This window comes from Fibrella aestuarina BUZ 2 (assembly GCF_000331105.1).
Lineage (GTDB): Bacteria > Bacteroidota > Bacteroidia > Cytophagales > Spirosomataceae > Fibrella > Fibrella aestuarina.
Map to the genome: position 1 here is coordinate 2140813 of NC_020054.1, position 20360 is coordinate 2161172.

The window sequence follows — 20360 nt, forward strand, 5'->3', positions numbered from 1 at the left end:
TCCCACTCAGCGCTGAGTGGGACTTTCCTTTTTGTATATTGGTAGCTGTTTTGGTGAATAATAAATTCACTAAATGCTTCTATCCTAATCTACTCATAATCATGTACACGTATCCCGTCCGCGTCCTGCTGGTGGATGATCACCCCATTGTGCAGAGCGGGCTCAGTTATGAACTTGGCCGCTCTGCTGGCTTACAAATCGTTTGCGCAACACAGACCGTAGATGAATCACTGACGCAGCTTCGACAGGATGCTGTCGATGTCGTGCTCTCGGACCTCTATCTGGGCGATACAACTACGGGCATCCAATTGATGCTACAACTGCGTGAACTGGGCATCTCCTTACCGGTGCTAATCATGAGCTCCGATGAAAAACCCGCTACAATCAGGCAGGTATTGGGGGCTGGGGCTGCGGGTTTTTTGAGCAAGCGTAGCACCCCTGCTGACTTTGAACAGGCTATTCGCTGGGCTGCTAATGTCGATCGCCTGCCCGATCCGTACATTGCTCCCCACGACCTACGGCTGCGCATGCATCAGCTCACGACGCCCCCACGCCCCCAGCAAGCTACGCAGTTGCAGCCGCTAACCCGGAAGGAGGTGGAAACGCTACGGGCTTTTGGCCAGGGGCTCGAACCGAAGGAGATCGCTCATGAGCGGCGGGTGGCCGTAACCACCGTCTATTCTCAGCTTAACATGGCTCGCGAAAAGCTTCAGATTCATCACGATGTAGAGTTACGCAATTTTGCCATTCGTCATTTGCTTGAATAAGCCTGTACATCAATCTGGGTCATGACTGTCTTTCACTGTCCGGCCCGACAGGCAACTCAACGACGACCCGAGTGCCGCCGCCCGCTAGCAAACCGATCTGAAATTGACCCATAGCCTGCTCGACCCGCCGCCGAATAGTGGAGAAAGCACGGCTGTCGGTTAGTTTAGTTTTAGCCACTCCGATGCCGTTATCCTCCATCTTAAGCAGTACGAGCGTCGACGTAGGGCAACGTACCTGAAGGCTGGCCTGCGAAGCCTGTGCATGCCGCAACACGTTCTGTAGCAGCTCAAAAGCAATGTTGTAGAGGGCAAACTGGGTGTTAGGTGGTAATAGTTGAGCTTTAGGATCTACATAGAGCCCGAAGGATGTGGTCGATACCAGATTGAGTTCGTCAATAAATGATGTAAGCGCAGGAGCCAATCCGCCCTGGCGGCTAAACTCGTCGGGCATCAGATTGTGGGCAATTAACCGAAATCGTTGATGTGCCTGTAGCAACAGGTGTTGAACAGACTGAATATCATCGGTTGAGATCGCCGGTTGCCGGCTCAGCCCATCGAGCCGAAGTTGCAGGCTGAACAACATGCTGCCAAGGTTATCGTGGAGGTTGTCGGCCACAGTGCGACGCTCATCGATACGGGCCAGGAGGCGAGCTTCAGTCTCCTGGCGTTCCCGTTGCTGGCGTTCCTGTTGGTTAAGTAATGCCGCTTCTCGTTGCTGTGCCTGCGCAACGCGCCGTTCATGCCGTTCGCGTCGCGACTGCGCAGCAATGCCCAGCGTGAAACAACTGATTTCAAGCATGGTGCCGCCACTCAGTGCCATGGCGCTTAGGTTGCTGCTCATGGCTGTCAGTAAGCCAGAGCGGCTTAAAACAAGCAGTAGGCCACCCGATAGCAAAGCCCCCGTACCAACTACATAGTAGATAGCCCAACGCTGCCCTTGCCAGACAACATAGCAGCCCAACGCAAACATGGTCAACATAATGGGTGTACCCTGATAAACTAGCAGCGCCGCTCTTGGTACCCACCAGTCGGGGAGAGACAAGGCAAATAGCGTGATATTCAGCAGGCCTAACCCGATAAACACCCGATGCCAAATGGGGGCCGTCTGGCGAAGGGCAAACAGTTGATTGAAAAAATAGAGGTAAGCAAAAATCCACAGCGTGAAAAAAAGATTGATGCCATGGGAGAGCAGCCAAGGACGCTCAGGCCACAGATAGCGCATGCCCAGCCCTACTCCCCGGCTTGTCTCATAAAGCAGGTAACTGGCTACCATAAGCCCTACCAATAAATAGCGGCGTTCGCGGGTGAAGCCATATAGCAGCAAATGAAGTAGCAGTGCCAGCAGTGCAAAGCCCGAGTAGATGCCCCAGCCGTAATGAAGCAGGATCGTATAAGTATCGAAAGCAGCCTCGCGCCAGATCGTCAGGGGCAGGTATTGCAGCCCCATCTCGTTGCGGCTATGGACGTAGAGGGTGAGTGTCTGACCCGGACGTACCGGCATGGTAAACACGAAATGGGGATGAGGTACCTCCCGACGATCGCCCAGACTGCACGAGGTAGACCGATGCGTTTCCAACACTCGCCCTGTGCTGTCAAGAACAAATAGGTCTACAGAGGTAGCTATCGGAAATGCATTCTCTAAAAAGAGGATTTCACCCGGTTTTTGATTGGGACCCACCACGCGGATACGTACCCGTAACCAATAATCGTCGAGGGTGTAGCCCGCGTTAGGATACTGCGTATTCACGAGCCGAAAACGCGGACTCACGGCCGGGCTGATTACGTCGTGTAACGTCAGGCGGCGAGAAGAGTCGGCCAGCCACTCGGCCCAAAGTCCTGTCTCAACGTGCATCTGGCTGCTGTCGATGACCAACACTGGTTGAGCCGTCAGACGATGGGTCCATAACCCGCTGATGAACAGTAGGAACAGGCCCTTCCAGAAGGTAAATGACGACGGCATGGTGTGTGTGGCTAGGAGTGCAAACATAGGGCGCAGACTTACCCGAACCGCCGCAAAAGTCACTTAGTGTATCGTAATTATTACGATTTTTTGGTAACCATCTGGTGTGAACCTTTGAAGCGTTGTTAAACCGCTTCTATCTCATACCATGAAAAAAATAGTGTGTCTTACCGCCAGCTTGTTGGCGGCCCTGACGGGCTTTGCCCAGTCTGAAAACTACCGCGCTTTCAAGGTCGACATCACCACCGGCTACTCGAAATCAAGCCAGAGCGGAACCGGTAACAACGGAGGTATCAATTTCTCGATCGAGCCTAAGTACAACATCACCGACAACATTGCGGTGGGCGTGAAGGTAGAAGGCGCCGTGCTGGCGTCTGCCGAAAGCAGCGGGATCACAGCCCTGGCCATCGTGCGGGCTACTCAACTCACGGGTGAATATTATGTTGGCGAAAGCACCGTGCGGCCCTACGTTGGTCTTGGCCTGGGGCTTTACAAGGGCTACCTGTATCTGTCGGATAGCGACGAGTCGGAGCTGATCGCTGGCGAGACCAGTCAATTCGGTATTGCCCCACGGGCAGGTTTACAAATCGGGCACTTCCGGCTGGGGCTCGAATACAACCTTGTAAAAGACAGTAACTACTTCTCGTTAAAGATCGGCACAACTATCGGCGGCGGGCGCAAATAACGTATCTGGCCTGCGGTACTGTGCGTTTACAAGACCCTGATAACTACCTGATTTCATGAAAACGATACTACTCTCTTTTGTGCTCCTAATAAGCATGAGCACGCTGACGCATGCCCAAATTTCCAAACGCTTTGGGATAGTCGGTGGACTCCACTCGGCGTCGATCCGGTCCACGGGACTGGATAGTAAGTTCGGCTTCCATATTGGCGGGGTGGCTGAGCTCGCCATCAACGATAATGTCTTGATCCGCCCCCAACTGCTTTATAGCACCAAAGGGGCCAGCGTGAGCGCAGGTGGGCTCACCTACTCGATCAACCTGTCATACATCGAGATCCCTATCCATGCTGTGTACAAGGCCGAGGTTGGAACGGGTAAGCTCTTCGGCGGACTAGGGCCCTACATCGGTATTCTGGCTGGTGCCCGTGATTCCGATGGGGATGAAGTCGACGGCCTGAAAACAGTGGACGCGGGCCTTAGCTTGCTGGGTGGGTACGAACTGACTGAGCAAAAAATCAGCGTCAACCTGTTCTACAACACGGGCTTCACCAACATCGCTACCAATGCCCCCCGCACGGGCTCAAGCAACACCAACAGCACATTCGGCTTATCAGTCGCTTACTTCTTCGGTGAGTAACCTCCTCTTAATCAGTCGTATTCTGATAATTCTGTGAAGCATCCAGCGCCATCTGCACCGATCAGGTGGCACTGTTTTTCTTCTGAAAAAATGGCAATAGAGTCTTAATCAATCGAATCAGATGATGAAAATTTACACGTACAGCCTGCTCTTTTCCTGCCTGGCGACCGCTGCATTAGCCCAGAAAGGGCCGGTGGCCCCATCGGCAACGGGTAACGCCGAAGGCCTCATTCGCGAAACCGTCGATGCGGGTCAGGAATTTTACCCGCGCGTAAGCCCAGATGGCAAATCGCTGCTCTACAACAGTCTGGAAAAGACAACGTATTTCACGGTTTCAGAGACGGGCAGTCTGACGACCAAAACCGACAAGAAATTCAGAATTATTAAAAAGGAGATTGGATCGCCGGTGACAAACCCGCTTGTGGTTGATGCCGCCTATCCAACCTGGCTGCCTGATGGATCAGGTATTATTTTTTCCTACATCAAGCCCATGCGCCCCGTCATTGCGCGGTCGAATGGGGCCGGGGTTGGCCTGAACTATATCTCGCAGGGCGAAATGGGCGAAGATGATGCTGAGCCGGTCATCAACCGCGACATGAGCCAGATCTTCTTCACCACCTTCATGGGCAAGAGCCGGATGATCTGCTCGATGGATGCCAAAGGTGGCAACTTCACCGTCCTGACGGAAGGCGGGCACCTGGCGCTGAATCCCAATGATAACACGAAGATCATTTACAACGGCCGTGTGGGTAAGGTGGTACAGGTGTTTACGCTCGATTTGAAGACGGGCCAGAAAGCTCAACTCACCCAGGGCGATTACAACAATAAAGACGGGGCCTTTTCGCGGGATGGTAAGTACATCGCGTTTGTGAGCAATCGCGAAAATCCGAAGAAGAAGAACCATCACCTGTATATGATGAAGGCCGATGGGACTGAGTTGGTGCAGCTTACTCAGGGCGACACAGACGAGGGCGACCCCACGTTTGGCCCGGATGGTACGATCTACTTCTACTCCAACGCCGATCGGAACTACAACATCTGGAAGGTAAAGCCCCGCTCAACGCGCTAACTGACGCTACTAGTAGCCTATAACTACCCGCTAATTATGCAAACTCTCTCCACCTTCGGCAGTACCAATCGCTTCTGGGTGATACTATTCGCCATCTCGCTGGCCCTGCTGGCGGGCAGCTGTAAAAAGCCCGCCGACGTTTTGCCTGCCGAGATCGACCCGGCCAACGCATCCTTGTTGAGTCAGGTACTCATCATGCCTTCAGGAACGCAGACCCAGGCGGGCGACGCCCCTTCCCCAACAACTAGTAGCGGTACGCCCGTCGTGAACTCGCCCTACACCACGGTGATCTCATCCAACGGTAGTACGGCACCACTCACTTACACCTATCAGAACGTGAGTGGCAATTTGGCCGGTTGTTACGTACAGGTCGTGGGCGCCGATCGGTACTTCCGCATTCCCTACGGCAGTAATTCATCGGCCAGCGGTCGGTTGTCGTTGCCGGTAGGTATTCCGACCAACGTATTGGATGGCCAATTCACGCTGGCATTCTGTGTGTACGACGCAAATGGCCGGGTAAGTGCCCCGGTAACGGTAACTATCAACGTGCTACGTCTGGGCACTGGTGCCATTCAGGTGAGCTTGTCGTGGGATGACGACACCGATCAGGATTTATACGTAACGGACCCGGCCAATGAGATCATCTCGTATAGGAATACGTCGTCGTCATCGGGTGGGGCGCTTGATCGGGATGATACAAGCGGCTACGGTCCCGAGAATATTTTCTGGACCCAAAATGCGCCTGACGGCAGGTATCAGGTTCGAGTAAATGCCTACAGGGCCGCCACACAAACTAACTTCTACGTGACGGTTAGCTACCCCGGTGGGTCGAAGTCATTTACGGGTAATACCTCGTTCAACGTCCGAACGGTCAACGTGACCACGTTTACCAAGAGCGGTAGCACTATTACGTTTTAGGCTGTCGACGCTGCGGAAGCGGGTAAGTACCGTGTAAGGGGGCTTGAGCTGTCAGGGCTTGGCTCCCTTAAAACGGATCACAGCGTCAGCTCGTTGATCCGGTCGGGCTCCATCACGAAGGTATTGATGTCGACGAACCCGCGAATACCACGTACCCAGCCGTTTTTGTTATGCTGCCAGATGTACAGCTTATCGGCGTCATAGCGATTCAGGTCCGACTTGGAGTAATCGGCAATCCAGAGCGGATACACGTCGAAATGCTCTTTGATGAAGCGCTTATACAGGGTTGCGTTGGTGTAGATGATGGGCCGGATGTTGTATTCGGCTTCGATCGCATCCAGAAAAACCTGTAGGTCGGCGATGATCTTATCGTCAGGTACGTTGTTGGTCACTTCAAAATCGAGCACGGGCGCCAGATCGCCGGGTTTTAGCGAAACTCGTTTGATGAAGTTGTTGGCCTGTTTGATGGGGTCGCGGGTGGGGTGGTAGAAGTGATAAGCCCCCCGCTGCAATCCCACGCGCTTGGCTTCTTTCCAGTTTTTGGCAAAGGTGGGGTCGCCCAGCGTAGCGCCTTCGGTGGCTTTGATAAACACAAACTGAAGGCGAACACCGCCCGTGTTCATGGCGGCGACCCGGTCCCAATTGATGCGGCTGTTGTGCCGCGACACATCCAGCCCATGCACGGTGTAGCGCGTCGGGAATTTGATGCCGTAGGCCTCCACGAACTGCCATTGCATGGTATCGGCCGGCCGCGTGAGTCGCCAGATAAGCAGCCCGCTCACCAACAGCCCCAAACCAAGCCAGATAACGCGTTTGTAGTGATGGTAGATAAAGCGGAATAACGTGGATACCTTCATGCGGGGGATACTGGTCGGGCTTGAGGCGTCGAACTACCGGCGCGTCGGGCCTTACAAACATACGAAAAGCAACGGGCGCGGAGCGAAGGCCGGTGGGTAGTTGGCTACCCCGTGACCTTCACTCCGCGCCCGTTATACGTTGGGCCCGCTGTGGCTAGTCTGACCCTTCCAGTTTCACGACCTTGTTATACAGGCCCAGAATCAGGATGGGAGCCGCCCACTGACCAATCAGCAGCGCCTCATGACGTTTGCCGTTGGCGAAGCAGGCCGCCGCCGTTGCGAGTGCGCCCAGACCACCCCACAGAAAAACATCGGAGGGGAGCTTGGCGGTTTGCTGTTCGATAGCCTCCGCTACGGGGCCTTCATCGTGCTTGGGATTCAGGTTCTTTGGCATGACGTTGAGAAATTAGTGTACGTCTGCCTAACAGGGTGTGCTGGCAAATGTTTGAAAAACTACATGATCTATAGTCTAAAATTACTTTTCTATGGCCAACTCAGAATTACCCTCCCGCTGCCTTAATCCGTTACTTGCTCACGTCGAACCGATACGTACCTGAACCCACTTCAACCGTAACGTACCCAGCCGCTGTGTTGCGCACGGGCACCGACAAGGCCTGCCCATTCTCGCGAATCTGTGCGGCCGATTTAGCCGGAATCGATACGAGCGCGGTGGTGTTGGCGGGCACCTCCACGTTCATCACCACATTACCGTTGGTCGTCGTCCAGCCCGACTTCGCCTGTCCGTAGGGCGTTTGCAGGGTGGCTTCGGCCTGCGTCAGGCGGGGGTCGAGGTGCGGGCGGATGCGCAGCTGGCGATAACCCACCTGCTGCTCGTCGGTATCGAGGCCCGCTGCCACGCGGTACATCCAGTCGCCGATGGCCCCATAGGCGTAATGGTTGTAGGAGTTCATGCCCGGCGTCTGAAAGGTGCTGTCGGGCTTAATCCCGTCCCAGCGTTCCCAGATGGTGGTGGCGCCCATCTTCACCGGATACAGCCACGACGGGTACGTTTCCTGCAGCAACAGATCGTAGGCGACGCTGTCGTGCCCAAAGCGGCTCAGTACGTGGCACAGATAGGGCGTACCCAGGAAGCCCGTGGTCAGGTGGTTGCCATACGATTTGATGTTGTCGACCAGCCGTTGGGCGGTAGCGGCCCGCTGCGATTCGGGCAGCATATCAAACTGGAGCGCCAGCACATGTGCCGTCTGCGTATTCGAAAGCAAGCGGCCACTGGGCGTCACATACTCCTGCCGGAAGGCCGCCTTCACCCGATCGAGCAGGGCCTGGTATGTTTTTACGTCGTCGGTTTTGCCCAGCACCTGCGCCGTTTTTACCAGCAGCTGGGTCGAATGTGCGAAGAAGCACTGGGCGATCAGGTATTTGTCGGTTACGGCCGAGCGCCCATCATTGTCGTCGAACGGCCGGTAGAAAAGCCAGTCGCCGAAATGGAAGCCGCTGTTCCAGAGCGGTCGCCCGTTTTCGTCGGTTTTGCTTTGCTTGGTCATGTAATCGACCCAGGCTTTCATGCTGGGGTACTGTGTTGCCAGCAACTGCCGGTCGCCGTAGGCCAGGTACATATCCCAGGGTGTAATCGTGGCCACATCGGCCCAGCCCGCACTGCCCGAGGCCCCCGCGCCCAGCACGTTGGGCACCACAAACGGCACCGACCCATTGGGGAGCTGATCGGCCGCTACGTCGCGCAGCCATTTGCTGAAAAAGGCATTGACGCCAAAATTGAACGCCGCCGTGCGCGAGAAAGCCTGCGCGTCGCCTGTCCAGCCCAGCCGCTCGTCGCGTTGGGGACAGTCGGTGGGTACGTCGAGGAAATTGCCCCGTTGCCCCCACTGGATATTGTGCTGTAGCTGATTGAGCAGCGCGTTGGAGCTGGTGAACGTACCCGTGGGCGTCATGTCGGAATACAACGACACCGCCGTGAAACTGGCCGGATCGATCGTGGCGATGCTTTGGGCGTCGCCTTCGACGCGTACGTACCGGAAACCCTGCCAGGTGAAGTGGGGCTCAAACAGTTCAGGCTGGCCCGTACCGCCTAACACATACGTGTTCTCGCATTTGGCCGCCCGTAGGTTCTCGGTGTAAAAATTGCCCGCCTTATCGAGCACTTCGGCGTGCGTCAGCCGTACCTGACTACCGGCTTTGCCCGTGGCCCGCAGCATGACCCAGCCAACCAGATTCTGCCCAAAGTCGAGTACCTGTTCGCCTTTTGGCGTGCGAATCAGTTTGGGCATGGTGAAGGTTTCGTGTTTCCGAACCGGCTCGTTCACCGTCGTAACGAGGTGGTTTTTGGGGTAATCGGCCACCACGACCGGATGCCAGTCTGATGCGCTGTAGCCCGCTGTAGCCCAGTTGGGTTTGTCCATGCGGGCGTCGACGAGTTCGCCATGATACACCTCCGAGTGACGAACTGCCCCCGTCGATGACTGCCAGCTTCCATCGGAAATGACCGTATCGGTGCTGCCGTCGGTGTATGTAATTAGGAGTTGGAACAGCAGCGCAATGTCGGACCCGTAATGATTACGGGCGTTCGACCAGGCTAGATTGCCCCGATACCAGCCGCTGCCGAGCATGACGCCCACGGCATTCTGACCGCTCCGCAGCAGGTTCGTAACGTCGTAGGTCTGGTATTGCAGGCGTTTGTTGTAGCTTGTCCAGCCGGGGGTCAGGTAAGCGTTACCCACCCGCTGGCCGTTGATCTGCGCTTCATACATGCCGTGGGCAGTGATGAAGGCCGTTGCTGAGCGAATGGCTTTTTTGGCGGTAAAGGCTTTCCGAAGCAGCGGCGACGGCTGACCGGCCGTGTCGGCGGGGTTGGGGCCGATCCAGCGGGCTGTCCAGTCGGCGGGGCTGAGCAGGCCGACCTGGAACGTACCTGGCCCACTCCAGGCTGATGGCTTGCCGGTTTGGTCCCACACACGTACCTGCCACTGATACCGGCCGCCCGAGGTCAACGGTGCGCCTTTGTAGCCAACGTGCACCGACGAATCGGAGGCCACTCGCCCCGATTGCCAGGCAGCCCCTTTAGCCAACGAGGCCTCAGCCGGGCTGACCCGAATTTCGTAGGCCGTCTGTTTGGTGTTGCGGGTGGGGGAGGTCAGTTGCCAGCTTAGCCGGGGTTGCGGGGTCCCAATGCCCAGCGGATTCGTGAGGTTTTCAACCCGGAGCTGAGATACGGTGGATTGCGCGGCAACCAAGCCCGTCAAACCGGCACCGGCAAGGGTAAGTAAGAGCGTACGCATAGAAAAGAGTAGGGAGCAGTCTGACAAATGCCCGAAAGGTAGACAAGTCTATCTTCGTTTCGTCCTACTCCTTCCTACTCTTGAGGCCTAAAGCCAAACTTACTTATTCGGCTGCGGGGTTTTGCGCAGGTATGGTTTTACGAAGGTCACGCCCTTGGGAAATTTCTCCTCGAGCTGATCATTGGAGACGGCGGGCGTCACGATCACGTCTTCGCCTTCCTGCCAGTCGGCGGGGGTAGCAACCGAGTAAGTGGCCGTCAGTTGCAGCGAATCGATCACGCGCAGGATCTCGAAGAAATTCCGGCCCGTGCTGGCTGGGTACGTTAGTGTCAGCTTGATCTTCTTGTCGGGACCAATGATAAACACCGACCGAACCGTCGCTTTCTCGCTGGCATTGGGGTGGATCATGTCGTAAAGGGTAGCCACCTCGCGGTTTTCGTCGGCGATCAGCGGGAAGTTGACCGTCGTGTTGTTGACCTCGTTAATGTCCTTCACCCATTCGTGGTGCTGATCGATGGGGTCAACACTCACGGCAATCACCTTCACGCCGCGTTTGGCAAATTCATCGCTGAGCTGCGCCGTACGGCCCAACTCGGTGGTGCAGACAGGCGTAAAATCGGCGGGGTGCGAGAAAATCATCCCCCAGGAGTTGCCAAGCCATTCGTGGAAATGAATCGGGCCTTCGGTGGTGTTGGCCGTAAAATCAGGAGCAATGTCGCCTAATCGGAGTGACATGGTTAAATCTGTTTAGTGTTGTTATTCGATCAACTTAATAGGGTAAACTAGAAACGGAAAAACCGGTTGTTCACCGGCTTCCTATTTGTTGTAAACGTAACGAAGGGGTAAGGCGAAAGGGTTCCGAAACAGATCGCCACTGGCTAATTTGCCTTGGTACTGTCTTTCTTCGTGCGGAACTCGGGTGGTGCCGGGGGACGTATGCCGCCCACTTCGCGCTGCATGTCGTCTTTGCTGGTCTGATATAAGGCCCATTGTTCGGGCGTCAGAATCGGTTTCAGCTTCGTCTCTTTATCCTCGTTATACATCATCATGGCATCCCGGATCTGCTTATTCTGGGCTTCGCTGGGTTTACCGCTGCCGTTCAGGGCCACAATTTCCTTGATGGCTTCCTGCTGCTGCTTGCCGTATTCGTTGTTAAGGTCTTTTACGGCCTTAGCCTGCTCTTTGGTCAGGTTGAGCTTTTCCTTGAGCCATTTGGTTTCGCGGTTGGCCAGTTCGCCGGCAATGTTGGGTACGTTGGGTTTAAAATTGGCCTGCGATTGACCCATGCCCATGCCACCCATACCCCCACCCATGGGGCGGCCCATGCCTCCCCCATAATATTGAGCGAAGCCCGTGGCGGTGGCGGCGATAAACAGCCCGGCCGACAGGGCCAGTAAGCCGAAGATTTTCATAGAAGCTACGTTACGATTGTGGGTACGAAATAAGGTATTCCTTATGAAAAAGGCATAATAGCCGTAACCATCATGCCTTTTTCATAAGGAATACCTTATACTAGTTTGTCTTCAACGGCCATGCGCACCAATTCGGCGGCATTACGCACCTGAAGCCGACGCATCATGTTGGCGCGGTGGTTATCGACCGTCCGAACGCTGAGCTGCAGCTTTTCGGCAATGAGCCGGCTGCTAAGCCCCTCGATGAGGTAGCTAAGGATCTCTTTCTCTTTTTTCGAGAGCTTCGAACGGCGGGTTTTGCCAACCGTTGCGTTGGGATCTTTCCGCATCTGCTGCATGTAGCCGTTCAGGATAATGGTGGCTACCGGCGAGCTGAAGTACTTCTCGCCCGTGGCTACCGTCTTAATGGCTTTCATCATCTCATCGCTCGACGAATCCTTCAGGATGTAGCCGAGCGCGCCGGCCTCAACGGCCCGCAGGATGTAGTCCTCGTTGTTGTGCATCGACAACATCAGGATCTTCACGTTTTTATACGAACGGGCCACCTGTTGGGCCGTCTGGATACCCGACATACCGGGCATCGAAATGTCGAGTAACAGTACGTCGGGCAGAGTGCCGTCGGTCTGGTGCTTTTTGAGTTTTTCGAGTGCTTCTTCGCCGTCGTTGGCTTCGTCGATGATATCAATACCATCACCTTGTTCGAGCAATAAGCGAACCCCGTCGCGAACAATGGCGTGGTCGTCAACCAACATTAATTTGATCATAATCGTGAGCAATTAATTGTGAATGATACGGAATATTGACTGAGATTTTGGTGCCCTCTCCGGGCGTTGAGTGAATTACAAAGGTACCGTTGAGCAGTTTTATTCGTTCATGCATATTGTGCACACCCTGTCCGTGTGGTTCTTTAGTTAGACGTTGCGTTTTAAAGCCGAGGCCATCGTCCTCAATAGTAAACTGTATTTGTTGGTTCTGTTGTTGCAGGTGAAGGCGAATGTGGCGGGCTTTCCCGTGCCGGATTGCGTTGGTAATCGACTCCTGCGCAACCCGATAAAGGGTAATTTCAACGTTTTGGTCAAGCGGAAGCGGGGCACTGTCAAACTCCTTATCAACCGTATACTCAATCTGAGCCGATTCAGCTGATTTTTGTTCGGCCCGGTTATGGGATTCGGCCAGCCGCCGCAGGGCAACCGACAGGCCAAAATCACTCAACACGCTGGGCATCAGATTGTTTGAGATCGAACGGGTTTCCTGAATCGTTTGGGTGATCAGATTTTTTAGGGTTGCTAAATTCACTTCGTCGGCGCGGCCTTTCGACAGTTTAACTTCCAGCCCTTCGATCTGAAGTTTTATGGCCGTGAGCATCTGCCCTAATCCATCGTGTAGCTCGCGCGAAAGACGTTTACGCTCTTCTTCCTGACCAGTAATCAGGTAGGCCGTTCGGCTCTTCTGCGCGTCGGCCTGCTCCTGAAGTTGCCGCTGACTAGCTTCATAAAGCTGCTGCCGCGCCTTTTTTAACGATTTGTTAAGTGAACGGAGTTTTCGGTTAACATCAGCGGTACGTTTCTCGGCAATAATTAACCGTGATAGGGTCTGCCGGAGGCGGTCAACCGCAGGCCGGAAAACAAACCAGCCGATACCGGCCAGAGTCAGTAGGGTAAGTATGTGAAAAATAAGCTCAAGTCGTTGAAGGCGAGTTAGTTTATAACGAAGCTCGCCGGTATACTGCCGGATAACAGCGTCGATTTTTTCCAGAAATAACGACTCGTTAGCCAGCAATAAGGCAATACTGGCTTTCGCCTCGGGACTTTTCATTTGCGCCGGGCCGCTGATCTTAAGTAGCTGATTAAGACTGACTTGTAGAGCAATAAAGTGTGGGCTGACCGCTTTGTAAAGGCGATTGACGGTGTCGCTGTTGCTGATCGAGCGGGTTGACGTAACGCCGTCGGGGCCGAGTACGGTACCCTGTCGCCCCGCGATGTGGTATCGTTCGAAGGTTTTGAACAGGCTGCCCAGCTCATTACGGGCGCTGACAAAAAGCACGGAATCGTGCTGATTGGCCAACTGAAGCACTTTTTTGGCAATCTGCTGGCTTTGATTTCGCTGGAGAGCCGTGTAGCGAATCACCCATAGCTCGTCCTGGAACTTATCAATCTGCCACTGCGTAATCACTTCAGCAACTGTCAGCAACAGCGCCAGACTTAGCAACGTGGCTACGTACAACTTTGTTAATTGAACGGGTGTGGTCATCAGACCTTCATGTTAATCGTTGAGTAAAGCTGCTATTGCCAAATTCAATGTGTATTGGTTTCTTGTAAAACTAACAAATATTGTAGTTTTACTAATTCATTAGCTGAAAAACTTACTTACTCATTGTCTAAAAAACTTACTTAAGTATGATGCGTCTCATTGTCTTTCTGTTCATCGGCAGTCTTAGCTTGGTAGGTTTTCGCCCGGCCCCCATTGCAACCACAGTAACACCGTCTGCCGCTGATCCTGTCAAACTGTCATGGGAAGCCCTGCGCGACGTAACGTTCAAAAAGAAATGGTACGCCGAAGAGTCGGTATATATGCTTTACCCAACTTTTGGCCCAACAGTTCAGAAAATGAACGGAAAACCAGTGGAATTAACTGGTTATGTACTCCCCGTTGATCTGGAATCGAATGTGTATGTACTGTCGGCCTTTCCGTATTCAGCCTGCTTTTTTTGCGGCGGGGCTGGCCCAGAGTCGGTTGTTTCGCTCAAATTCAAGAAGCCGGGTCGCAAATTCAAGACCGATGAACGCCGCACATTCCGGGGTACGTTGAAACTGAACGCCGACAATATCTACGAACTGAATTACATTATCGCTGACGCTGAGATGGTTGACGCGTCGTAGGCCAGTTAGCCCCACTTTTTTTAGAAGAAGGGCTTGACTCATGCCGCCGAATCGCACATCTTTGCACCCGCAATGGGGGATTAGCTCAGTTGGCTAGAGCGCTTGCATGGCATGCAAGAGGTCATCGGTTCGAATCCGATATTCTCCACTAATAGCAGTATTTTAAGTCACAAGGCCCAAACCGAAAGGTTTGGGCCTTGTGCGTTTGTACTATTCCAACCACCGTAATTTTAACTCTAAAATGGCACTACTACCGACCATTATAGACGATCTAACAGAGTATCTTGAACGGAAACAGGCGTATCTAAGGCCCGACAGCTACAAAGTGTATAGATACTTTGGCGTAGAGTTTACCGCGTTCCTTCAACAAAGCGGCCTTACTGATCTACCAACCAAAAAGTTTAAACCGGCCAACTGCGAACAATACAAACAGTACATACTGAAACATCATAAAGACCCCTGTACGCGAAACAATAAAATTGGTATGCTTAAGAGCGTGTTGGGGAATTATGTTTGGTGTTGGACTTGAATGCGCTGCAACATAATCTGGATGTTGGCTAGATACAGCCAGTTGACCGAATAAGATACCGTGTATTCGTAATCTTTGACGATCCGGCGGAAAAAATTCGTCCAGCCAATGCTTCGCTCGACGACCCAGCGCCTGGCAACCGGCACAAAGCCCCGCGCCGATTCAGGCCGCGAGGCTTTCGCAAAGTCGATGCCCCACCCGGCTAGATTCTTAGCAAACACGCCGTTGTAGGCCTGATCGCCAAAGATCTTTTCTAACCGCTCCTCGCACCGCCACAACATGCTGACAATGAGTGGTACAGCTAGGGCGCCGTCGTGACCATTAGCGGCATCTGCATCAGCGACCCACAACCGCCCTTGTGTATCCACCACATAGGTACGCTTGCGGCCATTGACCAGTTTATGGCAGTCTTTTCCTCGGTGTTCAGCGATCATAGGGCTTAATTTAACTGACTGTGTGTCAATACACAGAACTGAAGGCAGTGGATCCCGACCCGCTTGCTGACGGTCGAGTTGATTGACTGCTGCGTTGATCCGCTCGAACAAATCCGCCTTCTTCCACTGGTCAAAGTAGTAGTAAACGGCTTGCCAATGCGGCCAAGTAGGCGGGAGATTACGCCACTGACAACCGGTCCGCAACAGCCAGAAAATGCAATCCAAAATCTGGCGCAGGTCATGTTTGCGCTTGCGTTGCAGGTTGAAAAAAGGCGAAATTGCCGCCCACTGGTAGTCAGTCAGTGGTGTCCACTGAGGAGTCATCGTTTGTAAGCTTGGTCGCTACAAAGTTGACCTGACTACCAGCCTTTTGCTATTTCCCAACACGCTCTAAAACGTTCTGCAACTTTCTGACAGACGAACCCGATTTTGAACGTTTCGACGTTAGCCCGGCCCGGCGTATTAAGTTCGTGCCAACTCAAGAAAGCAATTTGCACGAACCATACACCGACGAACAGGTGAGTTTGATCTTTGGGAAAGTTATTGAGCGGCAGGATTATTACCTGTTATTGTTTATCTACTTCATTCATTACACATTCAGTAGGCCGGGCAAAGAAGTAAGATTGATGAAGGTTGGAGACCTAAAACCTAACGCGGTGGTAATACCCGCCCAGCACTCCAAGAACAGGCGCGTTAAAAGCCCAACGCTAACCAAACCCATACAAGAACTGATTGACTTTTTAGGGGTTCGGAACTACGCTAACCACTTCTATATTTTTGGCTCGGAAGGAACGCCCGGCCTTATACCTGTGGGGAAAGGATGCTACTACCACCGACACAAAAAGATTCTTGACGAATTGGGCATAATTGGCAAATACACGCTCTACGGATGGAAACACAGCGGTAATATCAGAGCGATACAGCTAGGAGTAACAGATGCCAGTTTGCAACTACAGAACGGCTTTACAGAGCGCCGAACATTAGAGATTTACCGGCGCAAGCTGTCAGCTTATTATAACAATGAGATAGCTGAAAAATTTGTATAATTTATTTCTAACCTTTTTGTTAGTAAAAAAATCAACCACCATGAAACTAACAAAATCCCTTTTCTCCCTTGCCCTCATATCCCTTGCGGTAGCGGCTTGTAAATCGACTGACCCTGACCCGCGCACGCAATACGTAGGCACCTACAAAATGGCTTTTACAGATGTGCTACAGAACAGATCAAGCGGCGCAACAGCCAACTATCTAAGTACCGGCACCCTAAACGTAAAATTAGGCGCTACACAGGCCGAACTAATACTGACTGAACGTAGTACCTACCCTGTGCAGGTATCTGGCAACACATTCACGATTCCGGCCTTTATAGACATACAGAGCATTGCAGGTAGTAGCGTAGCGTTCACGGTCTCCGGCACTGGCAGTTTCAGCCCCAACGGCATAACGGTAACATATACCGGAATGTCAACTGTAAACAACCAAGCTATTCAGTTCAGCACAACCGGCACAGGAACCAAATGATTAACGGTTGAACGGTACTTACTAATAAATCGGTGGAAAGTTGTTATTGGTGTAGCCAATCTGTGTGAATAAATAATTTGTCGGAGATAAATACATCCAATTAAAAAATGATGCTTATTTGTAACCCTAAGATACAAATTGTGAACTGATTTTTATTTGTAAAGAGAAATGACTAACACCGACAAAAAGACAACTTTCCACTTGTTCAGATACCAAATAGTGCCAAAGAGTCAGCATAAAATGAATCTTTTTGATAGAACTTATACGCCAGAAGAATTAAAAGCGATTAAGAATAGAATATTTGCGGAAATTATAGCAACTAAACAATATTTTGCCAGCCTTACAAGAAAACAACTTTATCATAAATTTATTTATCTTGATGGTAAGGATGTTTTTGCATTTCAACTTGGAACTAGAAAAACTGTTGTTTTACAAAATGAAGAATTTAATATTAAGTATGAACAAAATCACCCCAATGTATTAATAATTATTGACAACAGGCCACACGTACAAAAGATTGCGATAAGTGTAAATGAAGAAGCTTTTTCATCTCCTCAAGTTGTAGCTAATATTTTGCAACTAAATTTTAATGTTTCACTAGATAAATACAGTTTACAGATTTCTGTCAATCCAATATTAGACCGAAGGGATTTCTGGCAACTAATAAAAAGCTATGAAGATAGAATAACGTCACTAAGGTTTGAGATTATTAAACCAAACATGACTAATATTTCTAATTCTCTATCAGAGGGATTAAAAGAATTGGTCACAGCAACAAACAGCTTTAAAACACGACTTGATTTAAATGCTCCTGAAAGAGCAACCTTAGAAAACCTAAATGAAAAAAACATAGCTTTAGCGGGTATTGCTGATTATTCTATCGAAGGCGGAAGCACAGAAATAAGTCTTAAAGTGAAAGGGCTAAGGAGTTATATAAAAACGGATGGAACTGTGCGTAAGGTTTCTATAGACGAAGCTGAAATAAAAGGAACGCCCGATAAAATTTCAACAATCTTTCAAAAAATACTTAGCAATGGAGATTAAGATTTACAAAATCGGAGCGTACATAGGCTTGTCCGTAATTCTAAATTTTATCTCAAACTATTTGGAAAGTGATTACCTTATAAATTTTTTGAAGGATAAAATTGTAGAACTGTTAATTACACTGATGGCAATTAACACCGCCACATCAAGTATTATTGTCTCAAAAATTGAAGAAATATCAAAAAAGTATAGGGTGAACTTAGACCCTTCAATAAAAGAGGTAAAGAGTTCTACAATACTTCAAATATGGCTCGTGGTTTTTGCAGTAATGACGCTTATACTATATAAAAGCAAAGTAATTATTGCACACTTTCCAGATACATACGAAAGTTGTCTCAATATCACGCTACTCACTATATTCATATCTGCCATAGACATACTAAGGGATACAGGGTTAGCAATTTTTATAATTAATGAAAAAACTTCAAAAAAAGAAAACGCTTGAACTTCATAAACATAAATATTACTCACAAAAAACCCCTACGGCAATGCCATAGGGGTTTTTAATTTCCAACCTGAAAATTAAGACTGTTGCCGTTCGCGGCGCTTTTCTTTGATGTGGTCTAACAGATCGTCAAAAAGATCATCTGCCAGATTGATAAGGAAATCAACCAGCTTGTTAAGAAACCAATGTTTGCGTTTCGCTGGCTGTGGTACTTCGTTCAAGATTTGTTCTTTGTTATGCATGGTGAACATTAGTTGAAGTGAATCAATAAACTACCGTCTGCCTGATTGACATAATCAGGACGCTTTCTTTCCTCGTTTAAATAGACCAACGCGGCCAACAAAACGAACCAACGGAACGCCCCTAATCCTAGCTTTTTAAGGCCTAATAGAACCACCAAAATAGCGCCAGCACCGAACAAAAAAATCTTTTCCGATACCAGCAAAGCGGCGCGGCTGATAGGGCTTATAAAGCCATTGTACAGATAGAATCGTATGCTTTGCCCGGCCCTATCATTGGCGCTCAATAAAGCGTCCGGCAAAACCAAATTATACCCATCTACAGCCAGCGGTAAAAAACTGTTGTGCCTGTCTGTGTCGCTAGTACGTTGAAAGAAATTAAGAGACTGTACATCATACAATGAATTACCTGATTGTACGGGGTGAGAATGCCAGCGCAAAGGAAAACCGCCGGAACGCAAGCAATCCTGTATTACCGCCCGGTAACGTTCGCCGTTTGGGCTATATGCCAGGTTAGCCCGTTCGGGTGGTAATTGGTTGGCAATTTCGACAACCTGAGAAACAATTAACAGGCGCTTTGTAGGGTCAGGATAGGCATACAAAAACCCGCCTGTTTCAGCCGATTTATTATACAGTGTAGCCAGCGTAGCTAACACGTTGCCCGTTATCAGAATATCTAAGGGCGTTTGTAGAATATAGGTTTCCCGGCCCTCTGTTACGATAGGCCGGAAAAAACCTAATTCGATTAGTTGCTTAACCATTTTTACGCTGCAAAAAAATGATTGCCAGCACTGCCAATACAACGAATACCCAAACCCGGTTTTGTGGGATTGGTGCCGCGTTGAAATTGGCTTCATCGGTTCTTATAATTAGGGCGTTACGCCCTTGCCGCTGTTAGTGAGAAATCCGATATTCTCCACAACAAAGCCGCCGATCGATCTGATCGGCGGCTTTTTCGTTGTTGACCGGTAGAGGGGATGTTTACTGAGCGGTAGCCAAAACTTGGCTCCTCATAAGTCGGATTTGGGTTGTATATGCCTGGGTGAGGCCGCCGTTAGAACGGACGCAAGGCCTTTACAAAACGGCCCTTGAAATAATTGGAGTACAGATTGTCCTCACGGACACCGCGCGATGACGAGGCGTGAATGAAGCGAATGTCGTTGGTCGCCCGCACTTCCGTAACGATGGCTACGTGCGATACGTACCCCTCTTTACCACTTTCCGGCACGAAGAAAACGAGGTCGCCCGGCCGGATGTCACTCACCTCAATCTCATACCCTACTTCCGACTGCTGCCACGAGATACGGGGCATCTTCAGCCCGACCGACGAAAACGCGGCGCAAACTAAGCCTGAACAGTCGATACCGTCGTAGCCATTGCCGCCCGAACGATAGGGGGTGCCCGTATAGGTTCGGGCCTGATTGATTACTTCGCTGACGTATCGGCTACCATACGTGCGGGAGTCGACTGTGCGGAGTGGGGCTGCCGTTTTGGTGGCTTTAGCCGTGGCGGTAGGTCGGACTGCCGGGCGGCGACTTGCCGTTGACGCCGTGTTGCGACTGGATGACGACGAGGAGGAGAAGAGCGGGCCGGTTGACGAGCAGGCAGTAGTGAACAGCAACAGGCCCGGCAACAGCCAGAAACGGTACGGCATAAGACGGGGGTAAGGGTGTAGGGCCGACCGTCGGTGGTAGACGTCCAGCCGCCGAACTA

Annotated in this window: 22 protein-coding genes and 1 tRNA gene; 11 read left to right on the plus strand and 12 right to left on the minus strand. The window is 51.4% G+C overall.

Going from position 1 to position 20360, the window contains the following annotated elements; genetic code table 11:
- Positions 1-101 precede the first annotated feature (101 nt).
- Positions 102-767: a response regulator transcription factor gene (locus FAES_RS08640; protein WP_015330824.1), complete on the plus strand. Its 666-nt coding sequence runs from the start codon at positions 102-104 to the stop codon at positions 765-767.
- A gap of 19 nt (positions 768-786) precedes the next feature.
- On the opposite strand, the gene FAES_RS08645 is transcribed toward FAES_RS08640, so the two are convergent.
- On the minus strand, positions 787-2754 hold the full coding sequence (locus FAES_RS08645) for a sensor histidine kinase (RefSeq protein ID WP_015330825.1): 1968 nt from the start codon (positions 2752-2754) through the stop codon (positions 787-789).
- A 121-nt stretch (positions 2755-2875) separates the two neighbouring features.
- On the opposite strand from FAES_RS08645, the gene FAES_RS08650 reads away from it, so the two are divergent.
- The 4 genes from FAES_RS08650 to FAES_RS28890 all read left to right on the plus strand — a co-directional run bounded on the left by FAES_RS08650 (position 2876) and on the right by FAES_RS28890 (position 6033).
- Positions 2876-3412, plus strand: coding sequence for an outer membrane beta-barrel protein (locus FAES_RS08650; RefSeq protein WP_015330826.1), 537 nt, complete (start codon positions 2876-2878; stop codon positions 3410-3412).
- A gap of 55 nt (positions 3413-3467) precedes the next feature.
- Complete coding sequence (locus FAES_RS08655; protein WP_015330827.1) at positions 3468-4046, plus strand: porin family protein; 579 nt, start codon at positions 3468-3470, stop codon at positions 4044-4046.
- A 124-nt stretch (positions 4047-4170) separates the two neighbouring features.
- Positions 4171-5115: a TolB family protein gene (locus FAES_RS08660; RefSeq protein ID WP_229364452.1), complete on the plus strand. Its 945-nt coding sequence runs from the start codon at positions 4171-4173 to the stop codon at positions 5113-5115.
- Between the two features lie 36 nt (positions 5116-5151).
- Positions 5152-6033 (plus strand): YfaP family protein, encoded by an 882-nt coding sequence (locus tag FAES_RS28890; RefSeq protein WP_015330829.1) that lies wholly within the window; start codon positions 5152-5154, stop codon positions 6031-6033.
- 77 nt (positions 6034-6110) lie between these two features.
- On the opposite strand, the gene FAES_RS08670 is transcribed toward FAES_RS28890, so the two are convergent.
- The 7 genes from FAES_RS08670 to FAES_RS08700 form a co-directional block, all read right to left on the minus strand.
- A complete protein-coding gene (locus FAES_RS08670; protein ID WP_015330830.1) occupies positions 6111-6890 on the minus strand; it encodes a glycoside hydrolase family 25 protein in 780 nt (259 codons plus the stop codon).
- Positions 6891-7044: 154 nt separating this feature from the next.
- Entirely contained in the window at positions 7045-7284 is a 240-nt protein-coding gene (locus tag FAES_RS08675; RefSeq protein ID WP_015330831.1) for a hypothetical protein, read from the minus strand.
- Between the two features lie 130 nt (positions 7285-7414).
- On the minus strand, positions 7415-10144 hold the full coding sequence (locus FAES_RS08680) for a family 78 glycoside hydrolase catalytic domain (protein ID WP_015330832.1): 2730 nt from the start codon (positions 10142-10144) through the stop codon (positions 7415-7417).
- A 99-nt stretch (positions 10145-10243) separates the two neighbouring features.
- Entirely contained in the window at positions 10244-10879 is a 636-nt protein-coding gene (locus FAES_RS08685; protein ID WP_015330833.1) for a peroxiredoxin, read from the minus strand.
- 143 nt (positions 10880-11022) lie between these two features.
- Positions 11023-11556: a DUF4890 domain-containing protein gene (locus FAES_RS08690; protein ID WP_015330835.1), complete on the minus strand. Its 534-nt coding sequence runs from the start codon at positions 11554-11556 to the stop codon at positions 11023-11025.
- 95 nt (positions 11557-11651) lie between these two features.
- Positions 11652-12320 carry a response regulator transcription factor gene (locus FAES_RS08695; RefSeq protein ID WP_015330836.1) on the minus strand — a complete coding sequence of 223 codons (669 nt, stop codon included), beginning with the start codon at positions 12318-12320 and terminating at the stop codon, positions 11652-11654.
- Positions 12298-13629 (minus strand): sensor histidine kinase, encoded by a 1332-nt coding sequence (locus FAES_RS08700; RefSeq protein ID WP_229364559.1) that lies wholly within the window; start codon positions 13627-13629, stop codon positions 12298-12300. The genes FAES_RS08695 and FAES_RS08700 overlap by 23 nt, the downstream gene beginning before the upstream one ends.
- Positions 13630-13952: 323 nt before the next feature.
- Between FAES_RS08700 and FAES_RS08705 the strand changes: the two genes are divergently transcribed.
- Positions 13953-14435: a hypothetical protein gene (locus FAES_RS08705; protein ID WP_015330838.1), complete on the plus strand. Its 483-nt coding sequence runs from the start codon at positions 13953-13955 to the stop codon at positions 14433-14435.
- A 74-nt stretch (positions 14436-14509) separates the two neighbouring features.
- Positions 14510-14583, plus strand: a tRNA-Ala gene (locus FAES_RS08710).
- 359 nt (positions 14584-14942) lie between these two features.
- Here FAES_RS08710 and FAES_RS08720 read toward each other — a convergent pair.
- Positions 14943-15722 (minus strand): IS5 family transposase, encoded by a 780-nt coding sequence (locus FAES_RS08720; protein WP_015330839.1) that lies wholly within the window; start codon positions 15720-15722, stop codon positions 14943-14945.
- A gap of 146 nt (positions 15723-15868) precedes the next feature.
- Here FAES_RS08720 and FAES_RS08725 point away from each other — a divergent pair, with 146 nt between their 5' ends.
- The 4 genes from FAES_RS08725 (at position 15869) to FAES_RS08740 (ending at position 18408) form a co-directional block, all read left to right on the plus strand.
- Entirely contained in the window at positions 15869-16444 is a 576-nt protein-coding gene (locus FAES_RS08725) for a site-specific integrase (RefSeq protein WP_015330840.1), read from the plus strand.
- Positions 16445-16484: 40 nt separating this feature from the next.
- A complete protein-coding gene (locus tag FAES_RS08730) occupies positions 16485-16919 on the plus strand; it encodes a hypothetical protein (protein WP_041257685.1) in 435 nt (144 codons plus the stop codon).
- A 240-nt stretch (positions 16920-17159) separates the two neighbouring features.
- Positions 17160-17963 (plus strand): hypothetical protein, encoded by an 804-nt coding sequence (locus FAES_RS08735; RefSeq protein ID WP_148289324.1) that lies wholly within the window; start codon positions 17160-17162, stop codon positions 17961-17963.
- Positions 17964-18087: 124 nt separating this feature from the next.
- Positions 18088-18408: a hypothetical protein gene (locus tag FAES_RS08740; protein ID WP_148289325.1), complete on the plus strand. Its 321-nt coding sequence runs from the start codon at positions 18088-18090 to the stop codon at positions 18406-18408.
- A gap of 77 nt (positions 18409-18485) precedes the next feature.
- On the opposite strand, the gene FAES_RS30325 is transcribed toward FAES_RS08740, so the two are convergent.
- The 3 genes from FAES_RS30325 to FAES_RS29540 form a co-directional block, all read right to left on the minus strand.
- On the minus strand, positions 18486-18650 hold the full coding sequence (locus FAES_RS30325) for a hypothetical protein (RefSeq protein WP_158408755.1): 165 nt from the start codon (positions 18648-18650) through the stop codon (positions 18486-18488).
- An 8-nt stretch (positions 18651-18658) separates the two neighbouring features.
- Complete coding sequence (locus FAES_RS08745) at positions 18659-19504, minus strand: hypothetical protein (RefSeq protein WP_148289326.1); 846 nt, start codon at positions 19502-19504, stop codon at positions 18659-18661.
- Positions 19505-19701: 197 nt separating this feature from the next.
- Entirely contained in the window at positions 19702-20301 is a 600-nt protein-coding gene (locus FAES_RS29540) for a C40 family peptidase (RefSeq protein WP_015330842.1), read from the minus strand.
- Positions 20302-20360 lie beyond the last annotated feature (59 nt).

Coding starts and splice junctions, on each gene's coding strand:
- FAES_RS08640 (WP_015330824.1), top strand. CDS start 102: ATGTACACGTATCCCGTCCGCGTCCTGCTGGTGGATGATCACCCCATT.
- FAES_RS08645 (WP_015330825.1), bottom strand. CDS start 2,754: ATGTTTGCACTCCTAGCCACACACACCATGCCGTCGTCATTTACCTTC.
- FAES_RS08650 (WP_015330826.1), top strand. CDS start 2,876: ATGAAAAAAATAGTGTGTCTTACCGCCAGCTTGTTGGCGGCCCTGACG.
- FAES_RS08655 (WP_015330827.1), top strand. CDS start 3,468: ATGAAAACGATACTACTCTCTTTTGTGCTCCTAATAAGCATGAGCACG.
- FAES_RS08660 (WP_229364452.1), top strand. CDS start 4,171: ATGAAAATTTACACGTACAGCCTGCTCTTTTCCTGCCTGGCGACCGCT.
- FAES_RS28890 (WP_015330829.1), top strand. CDS start 5,152: ATGCAAACTCTCTCCACCTTCGGCAGTACCAATCGCTTCTGGGTGATA.
- FAES_RS08670 (WP_015330830.1), bottom strand. CDS start 6,890: ATGAAGGTATCCACGTTATTCCGCTTTATCTACCATCACTACAAACGC.
- FAES_RS08675 (WP_015330831.1), bottom strand. CDS start 7,284: ATGCCAAAGAACCTGAATCCCAAGCACGATGAAGGCCCCGTAGCGGAG.
- FAES_RS08680 (WP_015330832.1), bottom strand. CDS start 10,144: ATGCGTACGCTCTTACTTACCCTTGCCGGTGCCGGTTTGACGGGCTTG.
- FAES_RS08685 (WP_015330833.1), bottom strand. CDS start 10,879: ATGTCACTCCGATTAGGCGACATTGCTCCTGATTTTACGGCCAACACC.
- FAES_RS08690 (WP_015330835.1), bottom strand. CDS start 11,556: ATGAAAATCTTCGGCTTACTGGCCCTGTCGGCCGGGCTGTTTATCGCC.
- FAES_RS08695 (WP_015330836.1), bottom strand. CDS start 12,320: ATGATCAAATTAATGTTGGTTGACGACCACGCCATTGTTCGCGACGGG.
- FAES_RS08705 (WP_015330838.1), top strand. CDS start 13,953: ATGATGCGTCTCATTGTCTTTCTGTTCATCGGCAGTCTTAGCTTGGTA.
- FAES_RS08720 (WP_015330839.1), bottom strand. CDS start 15,722: ATGACTCCTCAGTGGACACCACTGACTGACTACCAGTGGGCGGCAATT.
- FAES_RS08730 (WP_041257685.1), top strand. CDS start 16,485: ATGAAACTAACAAAATCCCTTTTCTCCCTTGCCCTCATATCCCTTGCG.
- FAES_RS08735 (WP_148289324.1), top strand. CDS start 17,160: ATGAATCTTTTTGATAGAACTTATACGCCAGAAGAATTAAAAGCGATT.
- FAES_RS08740 (WP_148289325.1), top strand. CDS start 18,088: ATGGCAATTAACACCGCCACATCAAGTATTATTGTCTCAAAAATTGAA.
- FAES_RS30325 (WP_158408755.1), bottom strand. CDS start 18,650: ATGCATAACAAAGAACAAATCTTGAACGAAGTACCACAGCCAGCGAAA.
- FAES_RS08745 (WP_148289326.1), bottom strand. CDS start 19,504: ATGAAGCCAATTTCAACGCGGCACCAATCCCACAAAACCGGGTTTGGG.
- FAES_RS29540 (WP_015330842.1), bottom strand. CDS start 20,301: ATGCCGTACCGTTTCTGGCTGTTGCCGGGCCTGTTGCTGTTCACTACT.